Origin of the sequence: Streptomyces sp. NPDC086519 (assembly GCF_040686075.1) — a bacterium.
GTDB classification, from domain to species: domain Bacteria; phylum Actinomycetota; class Actinomycetes; order Streptomycetales; family Streptomycetaceae; genus Streptomyces; species Streptomyces shenzhenensis.
Genome location: NZ_JBFBJL010000010.1, coordinates 109,237 through 135,336, shown reverse-complemented (window position 1 = coordinate 135,336; position 26,100 = coordinate 109,237). Strand labels below are relative to the sequence as shown.

Here is a 26,100-nt window from a genome sequence, read left to right as displayed (position 1 = left end):
TCCGGCGGCGGCGTCAACTGGGTAGTCCGCCGCGGAATGTGGGGGTACTGCTCCCCTGTACGGGCGGGCGACCCCGCTGGAAGGGTGACGGACGTGACCAGAACCGACACCGCCCGTCCCGCCACGGAGGCGACCCCCTCCTGGTGGGCACCGGCCGCGACACTGCGTGAGCGCCTGTCGGCCCCGCACCCGCCGGCGCCGACACCGGCGGCCCCGGCCGCCGGGCTGCGCACCCGCTCGCCGGTCGAGTTGGCCTGCGAGTCCGTCCGCTCGGCCCGACTGGGCGCCGACACCCGGCTGGTGGCGGCACTCGCCGCCGAACCTCCGGCCCGCCTGGCCGGCCGACTCGCCAAGCCGCAGTGGGCGGCGTTCGTCGAAGGGGCGCTCGCGGCAGCCCCCGAGACCCCCGCGGAGGTCCGCGGGGCCGCGGTGACCGCGCCCGCCGACCCGGCGGACGGAGCGGCGGTCTTCGAACCGGTACTGCGCCCGCTGGTGACGGCGGCCGTCGCCGAGTTGACCGAACAGGCCGGAGCGGACGGTGCCGACCCCGGCGAGACGGCGGTGTTCGCCGGGGACTACGCGGACTGGCTGGTACGGCGACTTGCCAGAACGGCCGCCCGGACCCTGGTCGTCGAGCTGGCCGCCGCGCGGACCACGGGCGACCTGTCCGGCTCCACCTCGGCCGCCCGGTTCGCCGACTTCGCCGGCCGGGCCGGCACTCGGGCGGGTCTCGCCCGGCTGTTCGCCGGATACCCGGTGCTCGCCCGTCTGCTGGCCCTGACCTGCCGGCACACCGCCCGGTCCGGCGCCGAACTGCTGGCGCGGCTCGCCGCCGACCGGCAGGAGCTCGCCGACGAGCTGTTCGGCGGGCGGGACCCGGGCCCGCTGGTCGGCGTCGAGCTGGGACTCGGGGACCTGCACCAGCAGGGGAGGTCGGTGGCGGTGCTCCGGTTCGCCGCCGGCAGCGCGGTCTACAAGCCGCGGCCGGTCGACCAGCACGCCCTGCTGGACAGGATGGCCGGCTGGCTGGACGCCAAAGTCCCGGGCCTGGGGCTGCGCACCCCGCGCTGGGTGGCCGGCGACGGCTACGGGTGGGTGGAGTACATCGACCACCGGACGTGCCGTTCGCTGGCCGAGATCGACCGGTTCCACCGTCGGCAGGGTCTGCTGATCGCGCTGGCCTACACCCTCGAAGGGGTGGACCTGCACTACGAGAACGTCCTCGCGCACGGCGACCAGCCCGTGCTCGTCGATGTCGAGACGCTGCTGCACCCCGTCCTGCGGGAGGGCGGGACCACCCGGCCGGATCCGGCCGCCGGGGCACACGCCTCCTCGGTGCACCGCACCTGCCTGCTGCCGCAGCTCCTGGTGGGAGAGCTGGGCGCGGTCGACGTCTCCGCGCTGGGCGGCGCACCGGGCGGGGAGTCCCCCGATACCCGGATGGTCTGGGAGGACGCCGGCACGGACGCGATGCGCATGGTGCGCCGCCCGGCGCCGTTCACCGGCGCGCTGAACCGGCCCTACAGCGCCGCGGCCGGGCCCGGCAGCGCCGACCGGGTGGCCGCGGTCCTGGCGGGATTCCGCACCGGGTACGACGCCGTCGTCCGGCACCGCGACGAACTGTCCGGCCCGGCCGGGCCGCTGGGCGCCGGCGGGGACGCGGTCGGTCGGCTCGTGCTCCGGCCGACGCCGCTGTACGCCACCCTGCTGGAGGAGGCGACCCATCCGCAGGTGCTGCGCGACGGGCTCGACCGGGATGCCATGTTCGCGGTGCTGTGGGCCGATTCGGACGGCGACCCGGCCCGCCAGGCCCTGATCGAGTACGAGATCGCCGACCTGTGGGACGGCGACGTCCCCGTCTTCTTCCACCGGCCCGGCTCACCGGAGGTCTTCGCCTCGGACGGGAGCCCGGTGAGCGGCGTCCTGGACACCTCCGGTCTCGCCTCCTCACGGGCGAAGCTCGCCGCCATGAGCACCGTCGACCGCCGTGCCCAGGAGTGGATCATCTCGGCCACCCTGGCGTCCGCGGAGCCGTGCGCCGCCGGACGCCACCACCGGGTGAGCCGCCGGGCCAGTCCGGCTCCCGCCGTCCTGCCGGAACCCTCCGCACTGCTGGCCGCCGCCTGCGGGATCGCCGACGAGATCGCCGGCCGGGCCGTCGGCGGACACGGCCGGGCCAACTGGATCGGCCTGGAGGCGGTCGACGACCGCTGGACGGTGCTGCCCATGGGCGCCGGGCTGGCCCAGGGATACAGCGGAGTGGCCCTGTTCCTGGCCCAGCTCGGCGCGCTCACCGGCTCCGCCCGGCACACCGAGCTGGCCCGGGCGGCGCTCGCCCCGGTGCCCGAACTCGTCGCCGCGATGGCCGCCGACCCGGCCCTGAGCCGGGCCGTGGGCCCGGGCGGCTTCGAAGGCCTGGGCGGGGTCTGCTACGCGCTCGCACGGGTGGCCACCCTGGTTGACGACGACCTCGCCGGGTGCCTGCCGACGGCGCTGGACGCCTTGGCGCTGGCGGCGCTCGGCGACGACACCCCACCGGGCGTGTCGGCCGGCCTGGCCGGAGCGCTCGCCGCCCTGCTCGCGGTGTACCGCGAGCGCGGGCTGCCACAGGCCGCCGACCTCGCCGACCGGATCGCCGAACGGCTGCTGGGGCTCGCGCCGGCCGGCCGGCCCGGTGACGGGGCACCGGAGAGCTTCGGCTTCGCCTTCGGCGAGGCCGGGATCGGCTGGGCGCTCGCCCGGCACGCCCGGTTCGCCGGCGGTCCAATGGGCGCGCGGACCGAGGCGGCCGGACGCACCCGGCTGACCACCGCGCTCGCGGCGGCGGACCGGCTCGACGCGGGCTGGTGCTGCGGCACCGCGGGCGTCCTACTGGCGGCGGCCGACGCCGGGCTCTGCCCGCAGCCGGAGAACGGTCCGGCCCGGGACGCGAGCCGCAGGCTCACCGAGCACCCGCCGGTGGCCGACCTCAGCCTGTGCCACGGCGAGCTGGGCATCGCGGAAGCGGTGGCCGCCCTCGCCGGGTGTGGCCACGCCGAGGCGCGAAGCAGCCTGACCGGCCGGATCGGCCTGGTCCTCGGACTGCTCCACGCCTGGGGGCCCTGTTGCGGGACACCTGGGCGCGTACCGACGCCCGGACTGCTCACCGGGCTGTCGGGCATCGGCTACGCCCTGCTCCGGCTGGGCTTCGCCGACACCGTGCCCTCGGTCCTGCTGCTCGGCCCCGCCCAGGGCGGCGGACGGGGCTGAGTGCCCTCGAACCGCCGTCCGAACCGGTGCCCGCGCCGCGAGCACCACGAGAACCTTTTCGGAAATACGAACAGTTCATCAACAGCGCGATCCCACGTCGGATCGATGTCCACCGAAAGGAAGAACCATGTCCAGCTTCCCGCAGAACGGTACCGTCCACGGCGAGGCCACGGGCGCGTCCGCGACGGCCACCGACCCGGCCGGCGAGATCCGGCTGGTCCGCTGGAACGGGGCGTGCGCCCGGACCCGGGCGCTTGCCGGAATGACCCTCGGCAGCGGCGTGGTGGTCGGCCTCGGCTCCGCCACCATCACCACCGTGTCGGTGCCCGCCTGACCTGACGTCACTCCCGGCCGGTTCGAGCAGGTGTGTGACCTTCGTGAGCGAGTGGCTACCATCCGGAGGTATGCGTCTGCGGGCAGCTCATCTCATTGGTCGTGAGGCCGAAGTCACCGAGCTCGGCGAATCGTTGCGGGATCTGAACCGGTCACGCGGAGGCACGGCGTTTCTGGTCGGAGAGGGGGGAATCGGCAAGTCGCGGCTGGTCGCCGAGCTGATCGGATCGGCGCTGGACGCCGGCGTCCGGGTCCTGAAGGGCCGGAGCAGCACCATCGGACCGATGGTGCCGCTCCGGCCTCTCACCGAGGCCCTGATGCCGCTCTCCCGCGGCGGGGTGACACCGGACGAGGCGAGCCTCGGACCGTACCGCCCGGTGCTCGGCCGGCTCATCCCGGGCTGGAGCACCGGCTCCCCCGACCAGGGATCGACGGTGGTGCTCGCCGAAGCGGTCCTGCGGGTGCTCGCGCATGCCGGCCGTGAGAGCGGCTGCCTGCTGGTGCTGGAGGATCTGCACGACGCCGACACCGAGACCCTCGCCGTCGTCGAGTACCTGGTGGACAACCTCGAACAGCAGCCGCTCATGCTGGCGGCGACCATCAGGTCCGATCCCGGCGAGGCGCTGAGCCTCGCCGAGTCCGCCGGGCGCCGTCGCAGCGCGACGGTGTTCCGGCTGGCACCGTTGGACGCCGACGGGGTCGGCCGGATGATCGCCTCCTGCCTGGAAACCGATCCCGGCCAGCTGCCCGCCGAGGTGCTCGTCCAGATGTGGCAGGACAGCGCGGGCATCCCGTTCCTGGTCGAGGAACTTCTCCAGGGCGCGGTCGCCGGCGGCTCGCTCGTCCGCGAGGGCGCCGCCTGGCGGGTGGTCGGCGACCTCCGCCGCAACATGCCCAGGGCGCTGCTGGAGGGCGCCATTCACCGCATCGACCAGCTCGGCCCGCAGGGGCGGACCGTGCTCAGCGCCGCGGCCGTGCTGGGCCGGCGGTTCCCCCTGTCGGTGCTCCAGGCGATGACCGGCGTCGACGACCGGAGCCTGCTCAGCCACCTGCACGCGAGTGTGGCGGCCCGGCTGGTCGCGGCCGACGAACCCGCCCCCGACTGGTACGCCTTCCAGCATCCGCTGACCGCCGAAGCGCTGCTCGCGCAGCTCACCCCGGCCGCCCGAGTGGCCCTGTCCGAGCAGGCCGCGAACGCGATCGAGACCCTCAACCCCGGTCTGCCGGGCGACTGGTGCCCGCTGGCGGCGACCCTGCGCGCCGACGCCGGTGACCCCGTCCGGGGCGGCCGGCTGTTCGCCGAGGCCGGGCGCCGTGCCCTCGCCGACGGCGCGGTGGGATCCGCGGTCGCGTTGCTCGACCGCGCCGAGCGGCTGCTGGCGGAAGGCGGGGATTCCGTCGCCCGCGCCGAGGTCCTGGAAGCGCTGCTGCCCGCGCTCGCGGAGACCGGGGACCTGACCCGCGCGCTCAGCCTCACCGGAACCCTGCGTGAACTCGTCGGAGCCGGTCTGGGCGCGGCCCGGCTGGCGGCCCTGCACACCCGCCTCGCGCACGTGGCGTACATGGCCGGCCGCTGGGCCGACGGCAACAATCAGATCGAACGGGCTCGCGCGCTGCTGGCGACGGCGCCGGACGAGGCGCACACCGCGCTGACCGACGTGGTGGAGGCGTACCTGTGCCTCGACACGCCGGGACAGGACCGCACCCAGCGGGCCGAGCGGCTGGCCCGCGCCGCGCTCGGCACCGCCGAGCGGGAGGGCCTGCCCCTGGTCGTCTGCCAGGCGTGGGAACTCCTCGCCGTGGTCGCCCGCGAACGTGACCTTTCGGAGGCCAGTACCTACCTGGAACAGGCCATGAGCACCGCAGAACGGCACAGTCTGCCGCTCCAGCGGATGTACGCGCTCACCCGGCTCGGCGGCATCCGGTGGCTGGACGACGGCAGTACCGCCACCCTCGAGGAGGCCCGCACGGAGGCCCGGCGGCTGGGTGCGGTCACCGTCGTCTACGGCATCGACGGCATCCTCACCCTTCACGATGTGCTGCGCGGCCGGTTCACCGAGGCCCGGGCGCTCGGCGACGAGACGCTGACCATGGCAGCCCGCCTGAAGCTGACGTCGGTGGCCCGATACCTGCTGATGGCCCGCTCGGTGCTGGCGGCTCACCAGGGCGACCGTACCGCCATGGAGGAGGCCCTGGCCGACTTCGGACGCTGGGGAGGGCGCGGCTCGCTGGAGGAGCCGCTGGCCCTCGGTCTGGCCCAGGTCTTCTGTGCCCTCTTGGAGGAGAACCGGGACCAGGCGGCCCGGACCATGGCCGACCTCAAGGCGCTGGAGGCCGAGAACCCGACCACCTTCCACCTGAGCGGACGGCACGGCCTCGCGCTGCTGCTCGACCTCCTGGACGACCGGGCCGACCGTGGTCAGCTCGACCGGCTGGCCGCCAGCGCCGCGGGCCGGATGCGTTGGAACCGGTACTTCCTCCTGCTGGCCGAGGCCGTCCTGCTCGGCCGCGAGGGCCGGCCCGAGGCGGCCGGACACGCGGCACTCCTCGCCGAGACCACGGGCGCGCCCTACCCCACCGCCCGCCATCTCGGGCAGCGGCTGATCGCGGAGGAGGCGCACGCGCTGAGCTGGGGCGAACCGGAGAGATGGCTGCGGGAAGCCGAGCACCACTTCCGCGAGACCTCCGCCACCGCGGTGGTCGGCGCCTGCCGGACCCTGCTGCGCGCGATCGGCGCACCGGTGCGCCAGCACCGCACCGGCAGCGACCGGATTCCACCGGAACTGCGCATGAAGGGCATGACGGTCCGCGAGTACGAGATCTTCCGGCTGCTCGCCGACCGCCCCAGCAACAAGGACATCGCCGCCCGGCTCTACATATCGCCGCGCACCGTCGAGAAACACGTCGCCAGCCTGATCGCCAAGACCGGGCTGCCCAACCGCTCACAGCTGTGCGCCCTGGCGGCGGAGCAGTCCTGACGTCAGGCTGCGGGCTCTGGAAGAACCCGAGTTTCCGAGGGCTGTAAGAACAAAGAATGTTCTTGGTCCTGGCAGGACCAGCCGTCGCGCACCAGGAGCCTGCGCACACCCTGGACGGTGTAGGTCAGGTGGAAGCGCCGGCCGATCACGGTCTTGATCCGGCCCAGGGTCCAGCGCTGGTCCTCCCAGCCGTGCGCGGTCGGCCCCTTGGCCAGCTCCGCCTCCAGCTGCGCTGACTGCTTCTCGCTCAGCCCGGGCAGCGACGCCGGCCCCTGCGACCGCAGAGCACGCGGACCGCCCTCCTCCGGTGCGGAGTTTGATGAGGGCCCGTCAGTTCTTGAGGTGGGCGAGTCCGTGTTCGACGGGTGCGTGTCCGGTGGCGAGGACGCGGTTGGCGGTCTTCTGGCCGGGGTGAGATTGTGAGCGCGGTGGCTGTGAAGCCGGTGACGATCACGGGGCCGCGTACGTCGTTGTCCAGGCCGCGGAAGCCGAGGTCCGCCAGTGCGCCGAGACCGGCGGCGCGCAGGTGGGCCAGAATGTGTTCGTGGCGGGCGGCGGTGTTGTCGTGGGTGCGGCCGGACCGGGCGGCGGATATCCAGATCAGGCCGCCTTTCTCGTCGGTCAGGGCGAGGAAGTGCAGGCCGTGATGGCGGTGTTTACCAGAGTAGTTTCGTCGGTCGGCTTTTCCTGCGCGGCGCAGGGTGGGGATGAGGGTGCCGTCGATCAGGACTACCTCCCCGCCCTGCTTGGCGATCTTCTTCAGGGCGCGGTCCAGGCGCGGAGCCTGCGGGGCGAGGAGGGTGATCAGCTCGTCGCGCCAGCGGCGGACGGTGGACTCGGACACGTTGTTGCCGCCGGCCATGCCGGCCAGGCGCTGGTCGTGGTGCAGCACGGCCAGGACGATCACCGTGATCCTCCCGGGCGGCAGGATCCGCCACCTGGACCGTATCGCCTTCAGATGGCGTCGCAGTAGATCGGCGAGGTGGTTGACGGTGCGCGTGGACAGCGGCAGACGGCACTTGTAATCAAGCGGGCAAGTGTCCTCGGCGCGTTCTCTGGTTCTCGTCACACAGTTCCAACGGCCGCCGGGGCCACCCCGGTTACGCCCGCACCCCATCGCTCCGGGCGCTGGCGTGCCTGGTCACAGGCAGGTGGTGAACCGGCCGTCGGGTAGTTTGCGCAGCCAGCCGCGATCGACGAGTCTGACCAGCTTCCCGCGCGGCGGTTCCAGCTTGGCCCGCACGCTGACGTCGATTCCTGGCGTGTCCCCGACGTGCCGGGCCATGACCGGTCCGGCGGCTTGCCGCACGGCGGCGAGAATGCGCTGGTAGTCCGGCGGGAGTGTGCTCTCCTCCACGCCTGACGTGCGGATCAGTTGCGCGTGCCGGCCGGTGGGCCGACGACGGTGGTGAGCTGGAGTTTGGTCTCGTCCTCGCTGCCCGGCGCGGCGGTCATGATGACGATCTTGAGCTCGGTGTCGCCGTCGGTCAGGACATCGCAGTCCACCGTGACGGGGCCCACCGACGGGTGGTCGACCGTCTTGCGGACCTCGCGGTTCGCGGTCACCGCTCCCTTCGCCCACAACTCGGCGAACCTCTCGTTGCCTGCGTTCAGGTCGCGGACCAGCGCGGCCAGGCGACTGTCCCGGGGGAAGCGGCCGGTGGCGCGGCGCAGGTCGGAGACGAGGGCGGCGTCGGCGGTGGCGGGGTCCGTATCGGTGACCGGCCACAGCGCGAGGGGGGTGTGATCGGCGCCCACCGGGAACCTGTCGCGGGCGAAGTTGCGCATCCGCGGCGGCGAGGCCAAGGGGTCGCCCAGCAGGGCGGCCCACCCGTGGTTCCACCACACCAGTTGCCAGTCCGCCGCGAACACGGCAACCGGTACGTCTCCGAGGCGGACGAGCACTCGTTGCATACCGGGCGGGAGATGGTCGCAGATCGTGCCGTCCGCCGGCGGCACGATCTGGGCCAGGCGGTAGAGGTGGTCCCGCTCGGCGGTGGACAGCTGGAGGGCGCGCGCCAGGGACGCCACCACCGACGCCGAGGGTGTCGTGGCCCGCCCCTGCTCCAGGCGCACGACGTAGTCGACCGACACTCCGGCCAGATCGGCCAGTTCCTCGCGCCGCAGCCCGACAGCCCGGCGCTTGCGGACGACCGGCAGCCCGGCGGCCGACGGGGGCAGCCGGTTCCGCCACGTGCGGATCGCCGCGCCCAGTCCGGCCCCGGGGGGTGTCGTCGTCATGCTCTTCATCCTCCTGCATCCCCGATCACATGCGGGGGCGCAAGGGTGGTACTGGTCTTCCCACCGCCGAAGCGTCCCTGGTCCAGTTCCCTCGTCCAGGCAACCATCGAAGGCATGACGATCACTTTCATCACCGGAGCCAACAAGGGCATCGGCCGCGAGACCGCCCGCCGCCTCATCGCGTGCGGTCACACCGTTCTCCTGGGAGCCCGCGACCGTGAGCGGGGTGAGGAGGCAGCCGCCGCGCTGGGCGCACGCTTCGTCCCCGTCGACGTGACCGACGACGCGTCCGTGGCCGCCGCCGCCGCGGACGTCGCCGAGCACGAGGGCAGGATCGACGTCCTGATCAACAACGCGGGGGTACAGGGACCCTTCGGTGATCCCGGCGACCTCACCGCCGCGGACGCCCGCGCCGTCCTCGACGTCAACGTCATCGGCGCCGTCCGCACCACCACCGCGTTCCTGCCGCTGCTGCGCCGCTCGGACGACCCCGTGATCATCAACGTCAGCAGTGGCATGGGCTCCCTCGCCTTCACCCACGACCCCGGCCGGTCCGAGTCGCACGTCGTCGCGCCGCTGTACGCCTCCTCGAAGGCGGCGCTGACGATGTTGACCACGCAGTACGCCAAGGGGCTCAAGGGCATTCGCGTCAACGCCGCCGACCCCGGCTACACCGCGACCGACATAAACGGCCACAGCGGCTCCCAGACCCTCACCGAGGGCACGGACGCGATCGTCGCCCTCGCCACCGAGGAGCCCGGCGCCGGCACCGGACGCTTCATCGACCGCCATGGCGAGATCGCCTGGTCCTGACACCGGCGGTGCCGGGTCACCGGCCCTGAAGAACAGAACGGGCAGAACATCGAGACCGGTTGGGCGGGAGAACTGCCGCTGCTACTGGCGTCGGCGGAATCTCCGGCAGAAATCCGCTCTCCTTCAGTGCTCCAGAGGCGGGCAGCAAGCTTCACCTGGCTGCTGACCGGCGAAGCGCCCGGTACAGAGAGGCGACCGACGGGTGGCGTCCCGCGTTCCTGCCCGCCTTGATCGTCAGCTTTTTCGCGATGTCGGGGACAGGGACACCCTTGTTCTTCAGCGCGACGGCGAAGGTGAGCATGTCGTCGTCGATGACCTTGGGTCGTCCGCCGTGGTTGCCCTTGGCAGCGGCGGTCTGCTGGCCCTCCAGGGTCTTCTCCCGGATGTAGTTGCGGTCGAGTTGGGCGGCGACGGCGAGCACGGCGAAGAACATCGCTCCCATGCCGTCGGGGTCGTAGATGCCGGTGAGCGGGCCGGTGACGAGTTCGAGCTGGACGCCGGCGTCCTGAAGCCGGCCGGAGAGGGTCATCAGCTCAGCGGCGTTGCGGGCGAGGCACGTTGAGTTCGCGGACGGTGAGGATCACCTCCTGGTCGGGGGCTGCCTCCTTGATGTCGTACGCGAGCTTCAGCGCCTTCTCCAGCTCCGGCCGCGTCGTGATCCGGGTGGAGATCTTCTCGGAGAAGATCTGCTTGCAGACCGGTTCGAGTGCGGTGAGTTGGGAGGCGAGTTCCTGCTGGGCGGTCGAACAGCGGGCGTACCCGATCCGGATCGGCTTGGCCGTCGCGGCGGCCGGTGGAGCTTCGACGGGTGGGCCCGCCTTCCACGGCCGCCCCGGGCCGCGGTCCTCGGGGACGGTCACCTCCAGTTCCTCGCGGAGCGCGGGGACGAGGATGAAGCGGGCGGTGTGGTACTTCGTTACGCACTTCCCGCTCCGAGTGCGGCAGGCGCTGCCCGCCGGGGCTTCGCACTTCGGACAGTCGGTTCTGCGAACGGCGACCTGCGGATTCGTGAGCGGCTCCGGGGCGTTCGCGGGACTCTCGCAACTGATCATTTGTGAGAATCACGCAGCACCCGGCCGTAGCCGCCGCGCTTGGGTACGCGGGCCGAACTGTTCCGTGTACAGAAGCCCCGGCCGCGCCTGACGGTTCAGCCCGTGAGGGTGTTGAGCCAGCCGGTCAGCAGACGGTTGATCTCCTCGGGGCGTTCCTGCTGGATCCAGTGGCCGCAGCCCTCTACGAGGTGGGAGGCGGTCAGGCCGGGGAGGGTGGTGGGGAAGGCGTCGATAGCGTCGGACATCCAGGTGGTGGAGGCGTCCAGGGCGCCGCCGATGAACAGGGACGGCTGCTTGATCGGGGCGCCGCGGTGGGGGGCGAGGTCTTCCCAGTCGCGGTCCACGTTGCGGTAGCGGTTGAGGGCGCCGGTCAGACCCGTGCGCTCGAACTCTCCGGCGTAGACGTCGAGGTCGTCCTCGGTCAGCCAGACCGGGAGGATGCCGGCGGGAAAACGGTCACGCAGCTGGCCGTCGTGGGCGACGAAGTGCGGGTCGGGCTCGCCCTGGGCGGGCATGGTGTCGGCGGACAGGGCGGCGTAGAAGCCCGCGAGCCAGCCCCGCACGTCAGGCTCGATCTCCGTCTCGGCCCGGCCGGGCTCCTGGAAGTAGGAGACGTAGAACTCCTGCTCGGGGCCGCCGATCTGACCGAAGATGTCGGTGGGGCGGGGGCCGCCGGGTGGCGCGTACGGGACGCTCAGCAGGGCGACGGCCCGGAAGACCTCGGGGTGGAGCAGGGCGGAGGTGGCGGCGATGTTGGAGCCCCAGTCGTGGCCGACGACCACCGCGTTCTCCTCGCCGAGGGCGTGCACGAGGGCGACGTTGTCCTCCACCAGGTCCAGCATCCGGTAGGCGTCGGTCGCCGCAGGCTTGGAGGAGCGACCGTAGCCGCGCACGTCGATCGCCACCGCCCGGTAGCCGGCCGCGGCGAGGGCCGGGAGCTGGCGGCGCCAGGAGTACCAGGACTCGGGGAAGCCGTGCACGAGCAGGACCAGCGGGCCGGTGCCCTGCTCGACCAGGTGCAGGCGCCCGGCCGGGGCCTCGACGGTGCGGTGGCGGAGTGCGGCGGACGGCTCGGGCTGCATGGGGGCTTCTCCTCGGTTCGCGGGTGGATGCAGGTACGCATCGATCATGCGGCGCGACGACCGTCCGACGCGATTACCCTTGCCACTCTGGCAAACTTGCAGGACAGGATGGTGGAGCGGCACGTCCGGAAGGGGGCAGAGCGGGTGACAGGCGACGACGTGGCCGACACGCTGGCGGCGATGGGCCCCCGGCTGCGGGCCGCGCGCGAACACCGCGGCTCCACGCTCACCGGCGTCAGCTGCGCGACCGGCATCTCCCCGAGCACGCTGTCGCGGATCGAGACCAGCCGACGCAAGCCCACCCTGGAAGCGGTGTTGCAGTTGGCGAAGGAGTACGGCGTCTCCCTGGACGAGCTGACCGGCACCGCCCCCGCCGCCGAGCCCCGCACCTCCGCGCTCCAGCGTTTGGGCGACGACAAGGCGGTGCTGCCGCTGACCCGGTACGTCGGGGGCCTGCACGCCCACAAACACGTCCTCCCCGCCGTCCAGGAGCCGCCCGCGCGGCCCCGGCAGGTCTCCCACGACGGCTGGGAATGGCTGTGCGTCCTGTACGGGCGGCTGTGGCTCGCACTCGGCGACCAGGACCTCGTCCTGACTGCCGGGGACGTCGCTGAGTTCGACACCCGCACCCCGCATGGGGTGGTGAACGCCGGCCTCGGCGGCCCGGTCGAGTACCTGATCATGTTCGGGCCGCAGGGAGAGCGCCTGCGACCGCGCACCCCGCCCGCCCCCGGCCCCAGGGCCCGGTAGCAAGCAGCGAACGAACGGCCTGACGTCCTGGACACGCCCGGGATGTCAGGCCTCTTCCTCGTCGTCCTCAGCGGCGTCGGGGTCGCGGAAGGGGCGCAGGCCCTGGCCGGGGCCGCTGGGTGTCCAGCGTGTACCGGCTGTCGCGCGGCGTGCCGCGCACCACCATCGCGCCGATCCCCGCCACCTGGTCGTTTACCGCATTGAGCCAGGTCACGCCGCGTTTGTAACCGCAATACTCGGGCGAAGGGCCGGTGTTGACGCTCTTGGCGGGGACGACGAACCGCAGGCCGTCGACGGAGGCGAGCAGTCCGCCGCCCCACCTCTGGGCCAGCTCGATGCGGGACTGCGCGGCGATCAGCGCGGCGATCGCCGCGGCGAGGATATCGGCGCGCACGTAGTTCTGGTCGACATGGGACAGGCGCGAGCGGGTCAGTGCCTTGTTCTCCGTGTCGATGACCGGGGTCAGGCCGATGTTGCAGCTCTGCGAGACCAGCAGCGCGACCAGGGAGACGAGCAGGCCCTCCATGCGGGTGCGCCGCTCGGAGACGTGGCTGAAGGCGCCGAGGAACCCGGTCCAGGAATGGACCTCGAACAGCAGGTCCGGCAGCTCGATCCGGGGGAGCATCGCCTCCGTGGTGTTCTTCAGCCAGGTCAGCGACTCCGGCTCACCCACCGCGCCGAGCTTGTCCACCGACAACTTGGCCCTGCCGCCGCCCTCGGGGACGACGACCTCCACCTTCGCGTCGTCTTCGGCCTCTTCCAGCCGGTCGGCCGTCTGCCGCCACGCGGCATCCAGGGCCCGGATCAGCCGGTCCAGGTGCTCGGCGGCGTCCTCGGACAGGGACAGGCCCGCCAGCACGTCCGCCTTCATCGCCTCCCGCCGCGGCCCGTCCAGCAGCCTCGCGCGCGGGTCCGCCCACCGGTTCGACGGCGAGGCGAACACGTCCCGCCGGTCGAGCGCGTGGTCCAGCTGCTCCAGCACACACACCACGTATGCGTCACGGTCGACCGCGCCCTGCGGCAGCTTCGAGTTGGAGAACACCGCCCGCCTCCACATCGCCGGCACGAGTTCGGCGTCGACCTCGCGGGGCAGCAGCGGCCGGTCCTTGACCCGCCGCCGCGACAGCGCGGGCAGCCGGCGTACTGCGGCGAGCACCTGGCGCCCGGCCGGGGCCGCGCCGAGCGCGTCCGACTCACCAGCAGGGACAGGAAGGGCCGGACCGTGTCGTAGCGCAGGGCCAGCTTCTCCCGCATGGCCGCCCCGGCCGACCCGTCGTCCTCCGGCACCAGAGCCCCCACGGTCGCGACCGCCCCGGACACCGCCGTACGCGGCACGGCCTCCTCCACCGCCGCCCACAGGGCACCGACGTCCAGGTCCGTTCCCGCCGCAGTCCGTACGCATGCTGCGTGCCCATGTGAACCGGTTCGACGTGGCACCTGACGGTCGACTTTTCCGGAACCAGGCTGGCACCTACGTGGACGCTGCCGCCTATGGCATCACGTGGGCGCGGGCCCGGGAATACGCCCTGACCCGTACTGAGCGCACTTCTCGCCTGGCCAAGCGGCCTTACGATCTCCGGCACGCCGGGATCTCGTTCTGGCTCTACTCCGGAGTGGACCCGGCCGAGTGCGCCCGCCGCGCCGGCCAGAGCATCGAGGTTCTCTTTCGCCACCACGCCAAGTTCCTTGACGGCCTTCGAGAGCAGGCGAATCGTCTCATCGAGCAGTCCATGAACGAGTGGCAGCGCGTCAGTCAAGGTGACGTACCCGAGGGCTGAACCGGGGGTTTGGTCCGTGACTGGTCCGGAAGCACTGGTCAGGAGGGGTGCAGTCGTGGGAGGAATTGCGAGCTGGCGCGCAAGCCGGGTTCGATCGAGGGCGGCTTGCGCGAAGGGCGCCTGACGGGTGAAAACCCAGGTCAGGCGCCTTTTCGCATGTGTCTAGAAGAAGCCCAGCTTCTTCGGCGAGTACGACACCAGAAGATTCTTGGTCTGCTGGTAGTGCTCCAGCATCATCTTGTGCGTCTCACGGCCGATCCCCGACTGCTTGTAGCCGCCGAACGCCGCGTGCGCGGGGTACGCGTGGTAGCAGTTGGTCCACACCCTGCCCGCCTGGATCGAGCGGCCCGCGCGGTACGCGGTGTTGATGTCGCGGGTCCACACGCCCGCACCGAGTCCGTACAGCGTGTCGTTGGCCATCTTGATCGCGTCGTCGAAGTCGTCGAAGGACGTCACCGAGACCACCGGGCCGAAGATCTCCTCCTGGAAGATCCGCATCCGGTTGTCACCCTCGAAGATGGTCGGCTGGACGTAGTAGCCGCCCTTCAGCTCGCCGTCGTACTCGATGCGCTCCCCACCCGTGAGGACCTTCGCCCCCTCCTGCCGGCCGACGTCCAGGTAGGAGAGGATCTTCTCCAACTGGTCGTTGGAGGCCTGGGCGCCGATCATCGTGTCGGTGTCGAGCGGGTGACCCGGCTTGATCAGACGGGTACGGGCGACCGCCGCCTCCATGAACTCGGCGTAGTTCCCGCGCTGGACGAGCGCCCGGGACGGGCAGGTGCAGACCTCGCCCTGGTTGAGCGCGAACATCGTGAACCCCTCAAGGGCCTTGTCGCGGAAGTCGTCGTCGTGCGCCCAGACGTCGTCGAAGAAGATGTTCGGGGACTTGCCGCCCAGTTCGAGCGTGACCGGCTTGATGTTCTCCGAGGCGTACTGCATGATCAGCCGCCCCGTGGTGGTCTCACCGGTGAAGGCGACCTTCGCCACCCGGGGGCTCGACGCCAGCGGCTTGCCCGCCTCCACCCCGAAACCGTTGACGATGTTCACCACACCCGGCGGCAGGAGGTCCGCGATCAGGCTCATCCAGTAGTGGATGGAGGCCGGGGTCTGCTCGGCCGGCTTGATGACGACCGCGTTCCCGGCCGCGAGGGCCGGCGCCAGCTTCCAGGTCGCCATCAGGATGGGGAAGTTCCACGGGATGATCTGCGCGACGACGCCGAGCGGCTCGTGGAAGTGGTACGCCACCGTGTCGTCGTCGACCTCGCCCAGCGAACCCTCCTGCGCGCGGATCGCCCCCGCGAAGTACCGGAAGTGGTCGATCGCCAGGGGGATGTCGGCGGCCAGCGTCTCCCGTACCGGCTTGCCGTTCTCCCAGCTCTCGGCGACCGCGAGCGGTTCGAGGTGGGCCTCCATCCGGTCGGCGATCTTGAGCAGGATGTCGGAGCGCTCCGTCACCGACCTGCGGCCCCAGCCCGGCGCCGCCGCGTGCGCCGCGTCCAGCGCCCGCTCCACGTCCTCCGCGGTGCCCCGCGCCACCTCGGTGAAGGGCAGACCGTTCACCGGCGACGGGTTCTCGAAGTACTGCCCCCGGGCCGGTGGCACGTACTCGCCGCCGATGAAGTGGTCGTAGCGCGCCTGGTAGGAGACGATCGCGCCCTCGGTGCCGGGCGCCGCGTAACGGGTCATGGTGGCCTGCCTCCTTGCAGATGAGCTGCCCGCCGTCGGGCAGCTCCCGGCGCGGAGGCTAGGGGAGCGGACGTTGCGATCACGTTGCGCCGCGGGTCAGCCGGCCGGCGCCGCGAGCTCCGCCTCCAGGGCCGCCAGCCGGGACCGTACGACCGCCGTCGGCCGCACCGCCGCCAGCGCCCGCCACACCTCGACGTCGTCCTCGCCCCACGGCGCGTGCGCCCACTCCGACAGCAGGTCCGGGTCATGGCCCGCCACCAGCGCGGCCCGCAGCCCGTCCGCCAGCCGCTGCCTGAGCCGTACGACCGCGGGCGCCTGCGAGCCGGGCAGCAGGGGTCCGGAGTACGCCCGCGCGGCCGCCGCCACCGCCCCCGCCTCCAGCCGCCGCTCCACCACGGTCACGTCCGACTCGACCGGCGCGGTCAGCCGGTACGGCCGGGAGGCGAGCAGCCCCGGGCCCAGCAGCCGGCGCAGCCGCACCAGTTCCGCCCGCAGCGTCACCGGCGTCACCGACTCGTCCTCGTACAGCGCGCACAGCAGCTCGTCGCCGGTCAGCCCCTCCGGATGACGGGACAGCAGCACCAGCAGCTCGCTGTGCCGGCGGCCGAGCCGCAGTCGGCGGCCGTCCAGCCGGAGCTCGGCCTCGTCACGGCCGAGCGCCGCCAGCGCGGGCGCCTCGGCGGCGGGCACCGGCGGATCCAGCAGCGCCAGCTGCGACTCCGCGGCGCGCGCCACCGCCTGGACGAAGCCCAGGCTGTGCGGATGCGCCAGCCGGTCGCCGCCGGTGATGTCGACGGCACCCAGCACCCGCCCGGTGCGCGGATCGTGCACCGGCGCCGCCGCGCACGTCCACGGCTGCACCCGGCGGATGAAGTGCTCCGCCGCGAACACCTGCACCGGCCGGTCCACGGCCACCGCCGTCCCCGGCGCGTTGGTGCCGACCGCGGTCTCCGACCAGCGCGCGCCCGGCACGAAGTTCATCCGGTCCGCCCGGCGCCGGGTCGCCGGATGGCCCTCGACCCACAGCAGCCTGCCGTCCGCGTCGCACACCGCCAGCAGGTGCTCGCCGTCCGCCGCGAACGTGCCCATCAGCTCCCTGATCAGCGGCATCACCCGGGCCAGCGGATGCTCCGCCCGATACGCCCCGAGGTCACCGTCCGTCAGCTCCACGCGTGCCGTGCCGTCCGGGCCCACCCCGGCCCGCGCGGAACGCCGCCACGACTCGGCCACCACGGACCGCACCGGGCGCGGCACCGTGCCCGCCGTGGTGAACGTCTCGTGCGCCCGGCGCAGCGCCCGGACGCGCTCGGCAGGGTCGGACCCCGGCTCCAGGGCCACCCAGGGATCGGTCAACTCGGCCTCCCGACGGCGATGCGGCTGAGGACATCGTCATGCGGGGTGTTCGCGCCGACAACCGTTTCGACCGGCCTTGTCACGCGGACCGCCGATGAGCCTCACAGCGACGACACGCCGACCAGTCCCATGTAGCGGACCCAGTCCCAGTGCTTCCCCGGATCGGTGTGGTCGGTCCCCGGCACCTCGACGTGGCCGATGACGTGGTCCCGGTCCTTCGGGATGCCGTAGCGGTCGCAGATCGACGCCGTCAGCCGCGCCGACTCCTTGTACAGGGCGTCGGTGAAGTACTTCGGCTCGTCCACCCAGCCCTCGTGCTCGATGCCGATGCTCCGCGTGTTGTAGTCCCAGTTCCCGGCGTGCCAGGCCACGTCGGACTCCCGCACGCACTGGGCCACGTGTCCGTCGGCCGAGCGCACCAGATAGTGCGCGGACACCCGGTTCTTCGGGTTCTGGAAGATGGACAGCGTGCCGGCGTACGACTGCTGCGTGACATGGATGATCACATGGTCGATCGCGTAGTCGTCGGGGCGCTGGGCCCGTGTCCGGTTGTCGCCGCTCGCCGCCTGCCACTCGGCCGACGGATAGTCGACTGCTCCGGTCTGTGCGCCGGCCCGGCCCGCGGGGAGCAGCGCGTACGGGACTGCGGCGAGGGCCGCGCCCTTCAAGAGCCGTCTCCTGCTGGGGAGCGGTCGTGCCCGGTCCATGGGTGGGGTGCCTTTCGGAAGCGTGCTCGAAGCACGGGGGAGTCGAGGGGCGGTCAGCGGCGCAGGGTGGCCGCCGTCTCGCGCAGTCGCCCATGCAGTCCGCGGTAAGTCTCGCGCGCGGGGAGCCACTCCTTGCGTAGCTTGGCCACACATGTGTAGTTGGTGTCGCACACATTGGCCAACGGTGATTCCACCGCCTGGGTCGCGTACTGGTACGCGTCGAGTTCGCCGAACCCGTAGTCGCGCACCAGCCACCGCACCAGGTCGAGCTGCGATATCCGGAAGGCGTCCTCCAGCGGACGCGCCGACCCCGTCGAGATGATGTGCGTGTCCGACTCCAGCCGGGGCCACGGCGTCGCGATCCCCTTCAGCAGCTCGACGATCACCACGGTGTTCATCGCGCACTCGGAGACTGGAATCAGGCGTACTTTAGCCTCGATCGTTCATGAGTCCCCGTCAGCTTGCTGACGGGGACGTTGTGTCTGTGGGGTGGGGTCTTTTCGGGGTTGGGGCAGGCTGAGGGCCCGGCTTTCGCGTCGGGTGGGCGCCGGGTTCCACTTCGCCGGTGGGGGTGGTGCGGGGTGTCGGGACGGTCGGATTCGCTGGTCAGCCGGGGTTCGGGAGGGTGTGGAGTCTGTCGATCGCGTGGGTGATGACGTCGGTCCAGGGCCATCGGGCGGTGAAGCGGAGCCAGCGGTGGCGTCCGGTGTTCACGAGCTGTGCGGCGGCGGAGAACAGGCGCAGGCGGAGCTTCTTGGGTTCCCAGCGGCGGGTGTCGCCGGTCAGGGCGAGCATCGGCATCCAGGCGAGCAGGTCGAGCGCGAGGGAGACGATCTCCAGCCAGATCCGGTTCTGGGCGGTCTCGTGCAGGGGCAGGTTGCGCAGTCCGGTGTCACGGGCGTTTCGGATGCGGTCCTCACAGCGGGCCCGTCTGCGGTGGCGCAGTTCGAGATCGGCGAGCTGGCCGCCTTTGGGGTTGGTCGCGAAGCAGGTCAGCCGCAGTCCGTCGAGGTCGGTGAAGCGCAACTGGGCACCGGGGTGCGGGCGTTCCTTGCGGACGATCAGCCGCATGCCCTTGGGCCAGGTGCTCAGGTTGTAGTAACGCACGCCCGCGGCCGCCTCCATCCCATGGAGAGCGACGTTCAGGAGCACGGGGCTGATCACCCCGCCCTGTGGCGTCCCCTCCTGAGTCGGGGTGAACCGGCCGCGTTCGACCACGCCGGCCTTCAGCCACTGTCGCACCATGTCCCGGGCGGGAAAGGTGCCGAGCTGGGCGAGAAGGTGGTCGTGGTCGATACGGTCGAACGCCGCCGCCAGGTCCGCGTCCAGGATCCATACGCGCCCGGGGTTCTTCCCGTTCAGCGTGTTGTAGATAACCCCGATCGCGTCATGGCAGCCCCGGCCCGGGCGGAAGCCGTACGACCTCGCCTCGAACCGGGCCTCCCACTCGGGCTCCAGTGCGTTCGCCGCCCGGGCCTGATGGCACCGGTCGATGATCACGGGAATGCCGAGCGGGCGGCGTTTTCGCCCCGCCCCGTTCTTCGGGATGAACACCCGCCGGACCGGACGGGCCTGCCAACTACTGGCGCGTTGCTGGATGAAGCGCGCCAGTTCGGCCTTGCCCGGGGCGGTGAGCACGACTTGCCCGTCCGCCCCTGCTGTCTTTCGTCCGGCATTGATCTCCGTCGCCCGCCGCACGCTGACCAGCGTGTTGGAAAGGCTCCGGAGCATCAGCTTCTGCAGGTTCCTGACCTTGGCCAGGTCCCCGTCCCTCGATGCCGTGAAGATGCGCTGGCGCAGTCGGCGTACGTTCTCCTGCGCACCGTCCCAGTCAATGCTGTTCCAGTCCGCGAAGAAGCCGCCCTCCGGTCCGTTCACCCCGAGCACCGCCGGGGCGTCCAACTTGTCCTTCGGTACTGCCACTGTTGCCATCGTCCCTCCCCACAGGCTCACCCGGCTCACGTCTGCGTCCTTTCGGACCCGCGCAACAAGGCCCGGTATCCGGCGAGTTGGCCAGGACCGCAGCGGAGAGGCCGCCGCACGTGCCGTCCCGGTTTCCCCTGGCCTTTCGGCCCACCGGCATTCGCTTCTTGAGCCGTCCTGTCCCGCCGGAGACGTCAGCCTTCCTCACGGTCGGCCCACCGCCGCCCCGCCAAGGGCAGCGGCCTCCGTCGGGGTTTCCACGTTCCGCGCATGCGAGATGCGGCCGGGGTGGGCGCCCTCTATGCCCCGGGGCGGCGGTGTCCACCCGGACGGCGTGAAACATCCGCCCGGCGCCTGCCGCCTCACAGCGGCCCGCCCTTCACCCCGCTTCCGCATCCCACCCGCGGGGGCTTCTCTCACGAGGCGTCATCGAGGGTTCACTGGTGGTCGGGTAGGCCGCTGGCGAGGTGCCTGCTGGGCAGGTCCTTTTCCAACGGCCCCCCGCCGAACGGTACGTGCGACTTTGATCGCATACCGCTCTCCAGTGACTACTTGAGCGGAACGACTGCGAGCCGCCCGGCATGCGTACTCTCATGGCAGGGACGGCAGACCACAAGGGTCTTCCGTCGCCGCTTTGCCATGGTCTTGACCCATGTGGGCCTCTCTCTGCGCCCTGGCTTGTTCAGGTCTGCGAGCTTGCGGATGTGATGGACCTCCAATCTCCGGGCAGATCCGCATAGTTCACAGCTCCCGGCAAGGAGCCTGTGGATTAGCTCATTCCCTTGCGTGGTCGCCAAGACGGGCGCCCGGTCAACGGGCTTCGCCTCTACTTTCCGCTTCAGCGGTATTCCTCCGAACCACGCGACCAGCGGCTCCTTCCCCTCGCCACGTTCAACCACTGCGCGGAAGCACACTCTCGGCCCTTCATCGGTCTGCATAACGGCCTTGTACTTACGGGCCGTCGCGGAAACCGTGGCTCGGTGCTTGGAAGCCAGGGTCTTCAATAGCGAGGTTTCCATGACCCACCTCAGCCTGCCAAGGCGGTAGACATTGGAGGCCAGAAGATAATACTGGACCACGCCTCGATACTCGGCCTGGTATTTGCTGATGATCGTGAAGTCCTGATCGTTCAGCATCTGAGGCCGATGTGCGGGTTCACCCCGCCGCATGTACAAGGCACTTCTTCGCGTGATCGCTTCCTCGGGGACACGCAGCCCGACGACACCGTTGACCGATCTCCGACCACGGGTGATTCGGTCATTGCTGTGCTGAACCACGATGTCATATCCGAGGAACCGAGCCTTCTCTGTTCGAGCATGGGTGATCAGAGTCTTTTCCTCGGAGAGCTCCAGCTTCAGTTCCGAGCGCAGGAACTCGCCAAGCGACTCCTTGATCTCCACGGCCTCGGACTTGGGGCCGCTGAAACCGAGCAGGATATCGTCTGCGTACCGGACATAACGCAACCTACGGTAGTCAGGGTCATTCGGGTCCTGACTGGGCAATGCGCGGCGTACCTGTGACAGCGCACGTACCGACTTCTTGTCCCCGCGTTTCCGCGCTCGCAGGAGTGCGTTCTCGGCCCTCTTGTACTCAGGGTTGGTCCTCCGTAGACGACCTCGGTTGTATTGCGGCAGTAGCTGAGATTCGACGAACTGATCGAGTCGATCAAGGTAGATGTTGGAAAGCGTGGGGCTTGCCACCCCTCCTTGCGGCGCGCCGCTCAGAGTGGCGTGCCACCTCCAGTCCTCCAGATACCCCGCCGTGAGCATGTTGCTCACCAGCCGAAGGAACCGGCCGTCGTGGACCTTCTCACCCAAAATCTCGATCACGACCTGATGGTCAAGTCGGTCGAAACATTGGGTAATGTCGCCCTCGATAAACCAGGTCACACCTTGCCACGTATCTGCTATCTCACGCAGCGCAGTATGGCACCCTCGGCCCCTCCTGAACCCGTGGGAGCGGTCGGAGAACTGAACGTCGTAGTACGCGTCGAGCAACATGCGCACCACCTCGGCCAGCAATTTATCCGACCATCCAGGCAGTCCTAATGGCCTCCGTTTCCCGTTCTGCTTGGGAATATACGTCCGCCGGACGGGAGCCCACCGGTACCGCTCAGACCGAACGAGATTGATGATGCTCTCGACCTTTTCTAAGGACATGCCGTCCACGGTCTCTCCCGTGACGCCGGGAGTCATCGCACCCGCATTTGAGTACAACTTCCGGTAGGTCAGTAGGTAAAGCTCAGGATTGAACAGTTGTCTATACAGCCGTTCCAGCGGCAGACCCTTCCTGCCGCGCTCACGAATGACCTCTAAGACGGTTTCGGCGTTCTGCATTACGCATCCCTCACGCGTCCGGAAGGTCCTGTCACCTGCGCCACTTTGCCCTGTGTCCGGCTTTCCCGGACTCCCCGGCAGGTCGTTACTCCTGCGACTACTATTGGCGCTCCGTCACCATGGGGCTCGCACCCTTTAGGTGATCCCGCGGTACGTCTCTGTTGTACGTCCGAGCACGACTTAGGCAACCCACTCATCTCCTTGACTGCCCTCACTGGGCATCACCCGCCCCACGGAAGTTGCATCAGCAGGCGAACGATACTGACGCATGGAGCGGCACCGGTTACAGACGTCTTTCCGGTGGGCGCGGACATTCACCGATCGGAGATTAGGTTTCAAGCAGTCTAGCTTTTGCCTTATCGCACGGGTCCCACAGCGCCCCGCTTCGACGTCTTCGCGCGGTCGCTGCTTTCCTGACATGCTACTGTCCCCTTCGTCTTTCGAATCCAGGTTAGCCATTGGACCCAGGAACATTCTTCCAAGTTCTTCCCGATTGAATCGGGGATACAACAGAGCGCCTCACGGCGCACTTCGCCCGTCCGGCCTTCCCCTTGCCTGTCACCCCCGGGTGGAACGGAGGTCCTTGGGCTTCTTCCTGGAGCTTCGCACCCCGCCGTTGCCAGCGACGCACGTCCAGGCGGGGACGGGTCATCGGACACGAACCCGGGACTACCCTGTCATCGGCGACACCGCCGACCCCCTCTCCAAGAGCATCCACTCAACACACGCGACCTCGTGTCGCACCTTCACCTGGAGAGTGCTTCTTTCCTCGCAGCTGACAGGACCCTCGACACGTCCCATCGTTGCAGGTCAGCAGCACTCTCCGCTTATTTGATCAAGACCCGGACAATCCCACTCGCGAAAGCGCGAGGTTAACGGCCTGTGTCACCCAGGAGGCGGTCGGGTGTGCGGTGGCGCCCAGGATGCGAACACGCCGGCTGGCGTGCCCGAGCACGGCGAACACGTATAGCCGCGTGCCCGTCAGAGTGACCGTCGCGAAGAAGTCGCAGGCCAGCAGGGCATCGGCCTGGGAGCGCAGGAAGCCGACCCAGGTCGTTACGGCGCGTTCGGGCGCCGGGCCGGTCCCGGCATCCTTCAGGATCTCCCACACGGTGGAGGCGGCCACCTGCACGCCCAGGACGGGCATCTCACCGTGGATGAGCCGATATGAGTACCCTGCCCCGCCCAGACAGACCCTCACCTGCATGGATGAGGCTTCCGGCAAGCACAGGGCGCCGCGGTCGGCCCTGTGGGTACGGCTTGGCTGACGTATCGCTTCAGCCGTGCCGTGATGCGCGATCAGGCGGTGGTGACACCTACCGGGGCGAACTGATCGGCAGATCCGGCAGTGTGGATGACGCACAGTCTGTCGACCTGTCTCTGCGGGACAGTCAACCGGCCGAGGTGGGGCCGTCGCGGCAGCACGATCCACCAGGGCGTCGTATCCAGCTCGGTCGCCGTGGCGGAAGTTGCTGGTCGCAGGACCGGGCCACGCCGCCTCGCGCTCGCGCGTGATGTTCTCCATGGCCATGATCCACAGGACCTGGACAGCGTTCCGAGCTGTGCCCGTGGGATGCCCGGGCAGCCGGGCATGGGGGATGAAGTCCCAGTCCACCGCGACGGCGGGCCGAGTCCAAGCCGTCGTGTCACATCAGCCGCACCTCGTGGCGGCAGATGCCGCAGGCGGCTGCTGGAGCGGGCGCTCACCGGGAGGGCGTAGTGGGATGTCAACGATGTCGATGAGAGAGGTCAATCAGCCTAGTTGACATCTCAGACATGGTGGCTGATATTTCAAGAATCCACGGCGTCTCAATGACGATGCGTTCGGAGGACCCCTTGAGCTCGTCCACTCCCGTCCCCGCCGGTGTGGTCTCGTTCGGCACTGCCGAATGGACTCCGCGACTGGTTTTGTCCCTGGTATCGCTTGTCTGCCTCGTCGAGTCGGCGGCGTTCGCCAATGTGAGCACCGCCACCGCGATACCCAAGATCATCAACCATTTCCACACCACACAAGGCGGCTGGCTGGTGACAGTCACCCTGCTGGCCGGAGCCGCCTCCGCCCCGCTGCTCGGCAAGCTTGCCGACCTGTACGGCAAGCGCCGGATGATCCTGATCACGCTGGTCGTGGCAGGCCTCGGTGAGATCGTCGGCGCGACCGCGCCCGCGTTCTGGGCCATGATCGTCGCCCACATTCTGCTCGGCGCGCTCACCGGCCTGCTGTTCCTGTGTTACTCGCTGATCCGGGATGTCTATCCGAAGAGGCTGGTTCCCTTCGCCGCGAGCGTCTCCGTGACAGGCATCGGGCTTCTCATGGTCGGCGCACCCTTCCTCATCGGCGTCCTGCTCGATCACCTCGGGTTCCGCTCGCTCTACGTGTTCAACCTCGCGTGGCTGGTCGTGATGGGGGCACTCATGCTCCTGACCACCCCGGAGACCCCCGTGCGCCGTCCCGCGCGGATCGACGCGCTGGGCATACTCCTGCTGGCCGGCGGTGTCACGCTGATCCTGCTCCCGGTGAGCAAGGGCACGGAGTGGGGGTGGGGTTCGGGTCGTGTCGTCGGCCTGCTGATCGCCGGAGCGGCCGCGCTCGCGATCTACGCGGTCGTCTCGCTCCGAGTCAGCGAACCAGTGCTCAACCTGCGGGTCCTCGTCCGCCGGACCGTCCTGTTCGGGGTGCTGGGCGGGGGCCTGGGCAATGGTCTCGCACCGGTGATCACGACGCTGATGGCGCTGCTTGCGATGACGCCCCGGCAACTGGGCGGCACTTACGGCCTGGGCTTTTCGGCGACCCGGTACGCCTTTGTGCTGGCGCCGTTCGCCCTCGGGAGCGTCGTGGCCGGCCTCGTGGCCGGCGTGCTGGTCAGACGGACCGGCCCCCGGCTGCTCATGTACGTGGGCCTGGGCGTGCTCACGGTCGGCTCGCTGGTACTGATGTCCGCGCACGACACGGTCGCAAAGATACTCGTCGGGGTCGTGATCCTCGGTATCGGGACCGGTTTCGCGATGGGCGCCATGCCGAACCTGGTCATCGCGGGAACGCCTGAGTCGGAGCAGGGTTCGATGTCATCGGCCGGCGGGCTCAGCTCGGGGTTCATCGGCGCGACCCTGTCCACGGTGACCTTCGCGATCATGACACCCAGCGCCAAGTCCCCGGTGCCCGGCGTGCTCGTCTACGGCGACTCCGCAATCTCCACCAGCCTGCTGGTCCTCGCCGTCATCACCTTCGTCACCCTGCTGATCGGGGCGGTCTTCCTTCGCCCGCACGACGGCGGTGCGGCCGAGAGGCAGGCGGCGGTATCCGCGCAGGAACCCGCTCTACCCGTGTGAGGCAACTGGCCCTGCCGGGCGGTCACGAAGCTTACCGCCCGGCAGGGCAGCCGCGATACGGTCTGTCGTTGCGATGACGGCCTTCCGACCGTAGTCGCGATGCGCTGCTCTCGGCATCCGCGACCACGGTCCCGGAATCGACAACGAGGCCCCCGGCCGGCCGTCACCCGGCTGGATGGGCGTGGCCAGGGATGCGACCCGGTCCTGGAGTTCGTCGGCGCTGATCGCGTGACGCGAGCCCTGCCTTGCCACTGGGCTGGCATGCGACAAGAGACACGAGCGCCTGGCGGCGCGATGGCAACTACCAGGTGTCGACTGTCGATTCGTCCGAATCCGCACCACGTTGTCGCCGCCGCGGACCGTGGGACGGATGGCCCCCGTGGTGGTGGCGAGGTCGTCGATGTGCGGCAGCGCCTGCCTCCGCAGCCTGCCTGGCTCGCCTCCCGCGCTTCCTACCTGGAACGCCCGGGGGTGAGCGCCCAGTGGATCGCT

At 70.3% G+C, this 26,100-nt stretch carries 17 protein-coding genes and 5 pseudogenes; 7 read left to right on the top strand and 15 right to left on the bottom strand.

Going from position 1 to position 26,100, the window contains the following annotated elements; translation table 11 throughout:
• Nucleotides 1–93 precede the first annotated feature (93 nt).
• The 3 genes from AB0P24_RS12625 to AB0P24_RS12615 all read left to right on the top strand — a co-directional run bounded on the left by AB0P24_RS12625 (nt 94) and on the right by AB0P24_RS12615 (nt 6,560).
• Nucleotides 94–3,249, top strand: a complete 3,156-nt coding sequence (locus AB0P24_RS12625) for a type 2 lanthipeptide synthetase LanM family protein (protein ID WP_365793032.1) — start codon at nt 94–96, stop codon at nt 3,247–3,249.
• A 127-nt stretch (nt 3,250–3,376) separates the two neighbouring features.
• Nucleotides 3,377–3,583, top strand: a complete 207-nt coding sequence (locus AB0P24_RS12620) for a hypothetical protein (RefSeq protein WP_365793030.1) — start codon at nt 3,377–3,379, stop codon at nt 3,581–3,583.
• A 70-nt stretch (nt 3,584–3,653) separates the two neighbouring features.
• Nucleotides 3,654–6,560, top strand: coding sequence for an AAA family ATPase (locus tag AB0P24_RS12615; protein ID WP_365793028.1), 2,907 nt, complete (start codon nt 3,654–3,656; stop codon nt 6,558–6,560).
• 68 nt (nt 6,561–6,628) lie between these two features.
• Here AB0P24_RS12615 and AB0P24_RS12610 read toward each other — a convergent pair.
• The 4 genes and pseudogenes from AB0P24_RS12610 to AB0P24_RS12595 form a co-directional block, all read right to left on the bottom strand.
• Nucleotides 6,629–6,862, bottom strand: a pseudogene (locus AB0P24_RS12610) (winged helix-turn-helix domain-containing protein); the annotation flags it as partial.
• Nucleotides 6,808–7,629, bottom strand: a complete 822-nt coding sequence (locus AB0P24_RS12605) for a transposase family protein (protein ID WP_365793026.1) — start codon at nt 7,627–7,629, stop codon at nt 6,808–6,810. The gene AB0P24_RS12605 and the pseudogene AB0P24_RS12610, both read right to left, overlap by 55 nt.
• Before the next feature lie 72 nt (nt 7,630–7,701).
• Nucleotides 7,702–7,917: a hypothetical protein gene (locus AB0P24_RS12600; RefSeq protein WP_365793024.1), complete on the bottom strand. Its 216-nt coding sequence runs from the start codon at nt 7,915–7,917 to the stop codon at nt 7,702–7,704.
• A 14-nt stretch (nt 7,918–7,931) separates the two neighbouring features.
• A complete protein-coding gene (locus tag AB0P24_RS12595) occupies nt 7,932–8,810 on the bottom strand; it encodes a helix-turn-helix transcriptional regulator (RefSeq protein WP_365793022.1) in 879 nt (292 codons plus the stop codon).
• A 105-nt stretch (nt 8,811–8,915) separates the two neighbouring features.
• Between AB0P24_RS12595 and AB0P24_RS12590 the strand changes: the two genes are divergently transcribed.
• On the top strand, nt 8,916–9,614 hold the full coding sequence (locus AB0P24_RS12590; RefSeq protein WP_365793020.1) for an SDR family NAD(P)-dependent oxidoreductase: 699 nt from the start codon (nt 8,916–8,918) through the stop codon (nt 9,612–9,614).
• A gap of 151 nt (nt 9,615–9,765) precedes the next feature.
• On the opposite strand, the gene AB0P24_RS12585 is transcribed toward AB0P24_RS12590, so the two are convergent.
• From AB0P24_RS12585 to AB0P24_RS12575, 3 genes are all read right to left on the bottom strand, one after another.
• Nucleotides 9,766–10,143: a recombinase family protein gene (locus AB0P24_RS12585; protein WP_365793018.1), complete on the bottom strand. Its 378-nt coding sequence runs from the start codon at nt 10,141–10,143 to the stop codon at nt 9,766–9,768.
• Nucleotides 10,144–10,147: 4 nt separating this feature from the next.
• Nucleotides 10,148–10,474 (bottom strand): recombinase family protein, encoded by a 327-nt coding sequence (locus tag AB0P24_RS12580; RefSeq protein WP_365793016.1) that lies wholly within the window; start codon nt 10,472–10,474, stop codon nt 10,148–10,150.
• A 287-nt stretch (nt 10,475–10,761) separates the two neighbouring features.
• A complete protein-coding gene (locus AB0P24_RS12575) occupies nt 10,762–11,748 on the bottom strand; it encodes an alpha/beta hydrolase (RefSeq protein WP_365793014.1) in 987 nt (328 codons plus the stop codon).
• A 144-nt stretch (nt 11,749–11,892) separates the two neighbouring features.
• On the opposite strand from AB0P24_RS12575, the gene AB0P24_RS12570 reads away from it, so the two are divergent.
• Nucleotides 11,893–12,498 (top strand): helix-turn-helix domain-containing protein, encoded by a 606-nt coding sequence (locus tag AB0P24_RS12570; RefSeq protein ID WP_365793012.1) that lies wholly within the window; start codon nt 11,893–11,895, stop codon nt 12,496–12,498.
• Nucleotides 12,499–12,619: 121 nt separating this feature from the next.
• Here AB0P24_RS12570 and AB0P24_RS12565 read toward each other — a convergent pair.
• Nucleotides 12,620–13,875: pseudogene (locus tag AB0P24_RS12565) on the bottom strand (Tn3 family transposase); the annotation flags it as partial.
• 23 nt (nt 13,876–13,898) lie between these two features.
• Here AB0P24_RS12565 and AB0P24_RS12560 point away from each other — a divergent pair.
• Nucleotides 13,899–14,276, top strand: a complete 378-nt coding sequence (locus AB0P24_RS12560) for a hypothetical protein (protein WP_365793130.1) — start codon at nt 13,899–13,901, stop codon at nt 14,274–14,276.
• Nucleotides 14,277–14,438: 162 nt separating this feature from the next.
• On the opposite strand, the gene AB0P24_RS12555 is transcribed toward AB0P24_RS12560, so the two are convergent.
• From AB0P24_RS12555 to AB0P24_RS12525, 7 genes and pseudogenes are all read right to left on the bottom strand, one after another.
• Entirely contained in the window at nt 14,439–15,962 is a 1,524-nt protein-coding gene (locus AB0P24_RS12555) for an aldehyde dehydrogenase family protein (RefSeq protein ID WP_365793010.1), read from the bottom strand.
• 96 nt (nt 15,963–16,058) lie between these two features.
• Nucleotides 16,059–17,315 carry a GAF domain-containing protein gene (locus AB0P24_RS12550; protein ID WP_365793008.1) on the bottom strand — a complete coding sequence of 419 codons (1,257 nt, stop codon included), beginning with the start codon at nt 17,313–17,315 and terminating at the stop codon, nt 16,059–16,061.
• Nucleotides 17,316–17,416: 101 nt separating this feature from the next.
• Nucleotides 17,417–18,022 carry an N-acetylmuramoyl-L-alanine amidase gene (locus tag AB0P24_RS12545; RefSeq protein WP_365793006.1) on the bottom strand — a complete coding sequence of 202 codons (606 nt, stop codon included), beginning with the start codon at nt 18,020–18,022 and terminating at the stop codon, nt 17,417–17,419.
• Between the two features lie 53 nt (nt 18,023–18,075).
• Nucleotides 18,076–18,429 (bottom strand): annotated as a pseudogene (locus tag AB0P24_RS12540) (acetamidase); the annotation flags it as partial.
• Nucleotides 18,430–18,628: 199 nt separating this feature from the next.
• A pseudogene (locus tag AB0P24_RS12535) lies at nt 18,629–19,870 on the bottom strand (transposase); the annotation flags it as partial.
• A gap of 623 nt (nt 19,871–20,493) precedes the next feature.
• Nucleotides 20,494–22,281, bottom strand: coding sequence for a reverse transcriptase domain-containing protein (locus tag AB0P24_RS12530; protein ID WP_365793004.1), 1,788 nt, complete (start codon nt 22,279–22,281; stop codon nt 20,494–20,496).
• Between the two features lie 877 nt (nt 22,282–23,158).
• Nucleotides 23,159–23,458 (bottom strand): annotated as a pseudogene (locus tag AB0P24_RS12525) (IS481 family transposase); the annotation flags it as partial.
• Nucleotides 23,459–24,057: 599 nt separating this feature from the next.
• On the opposite strand from AB0P24_RS12525, the gene AB0P24_RS12520 reads away from it, so the two are divergent.
• The gene (locus AB0P24_RS12520) at nt 24,058–25,608 is read left to right on the top strand and encodes an MFS transporter (protein WP_365793002.1); all 1,551 of its coding nucleotides are present in this window, start codon (nt 24,058–24,060) and stop codon (nt 25,606–25,608) included.
• The last annotated feature ends 492 nt before the right edge of the window (nt 25,609–26,100 follow it).

What these genes read in the sequence shown, in the direction of transcription:
- AB0P24_RS12545 (WP_365793006.1), bottom strand. Translation starts at nt 18,022, where the DNA reads ATGGACCGGGCACGACCGCTCCCCAGCAGGAGACGGCTCTTGAAGGGC.
- AB0P24_RS12585 (WP_365793018.1), bottom strand. Translation starts at nt 10,143, where the DNA reads ATGACCCTCTCCGGCCGGCTTCAGGACGCCGGCGTCCAGCTCGAACTC.
- AB0P24_RS12575 (WP_365793014.1), bottom strand. Translation starts at nt 11,748, where the DNA reads ATGCAGCCCGAGCCGTCCGCCGCACTCCGCCACCGCACCGTCGAGGCC.
- AB0P24_RS12620 (WP_365793030.1), top strand. Translation starts at nt 3,377, where the DNA reads ATGTCCAGCTTCCCGCAGAACGGTACCGTCCACGGCGAGGCCACGGGC.
- AB0P24_RS12595 (WP_365793022.1), bottom strand. Translation starts at nt 8,810, where the DNA reads ATGAAGAGCATGACGACGACACCCCCCGGGGCCGGACTGGGCGCGGCG.
- AB0P24_RS12615 (WP_365793028.1), top strand. Translation starts at nt 3,654, where the DNA reads ATGCGTCTGCGGGCAGCTCATCTCATTGGTCGTGAGGCCGAAGTCACC.
- AB0P24_RS12520 (WP_365793002.1), top strand. Translation starts at nt 24,058, where the DNA reads ATGGTGGCTGATATTTCAAGAATCCACGGCGTCTCAATGACGATGCGT.
- AB0P24_RS12560 (WP_365793130.1), top strand. Translation starts at nt 13,899, where the DNA reads ATGCTGCGTGCCCATGTGAACCGGTTCGACGTGGCACCTGACGGTCGA.
- AB0P24_RS12590 (WP_365793020.1), top strand. Translation starts at nt 8,916, where the DNA reads ATGACGATCACTTTCATCACCGGAGCCAACAAGGGCATCGGCCGCGAG.
- AB0P24_RS12530 (WP_365793004.1), bottom strand. Translation starts at nt 22,281, where the DNA reads ATGCAGAACGCCGAAACCGTCTTAGAGGTCATTCGTGAGCGCGGCAGG.
- AB0P24_RS12555 (WP_365793010.1), bottom strand. Translation starts at nt 15,962, where the DNA reads ATGACCCGTTACGCGGCGCCCGGCACCGAGGGCGCGATCGTCTCCTAC.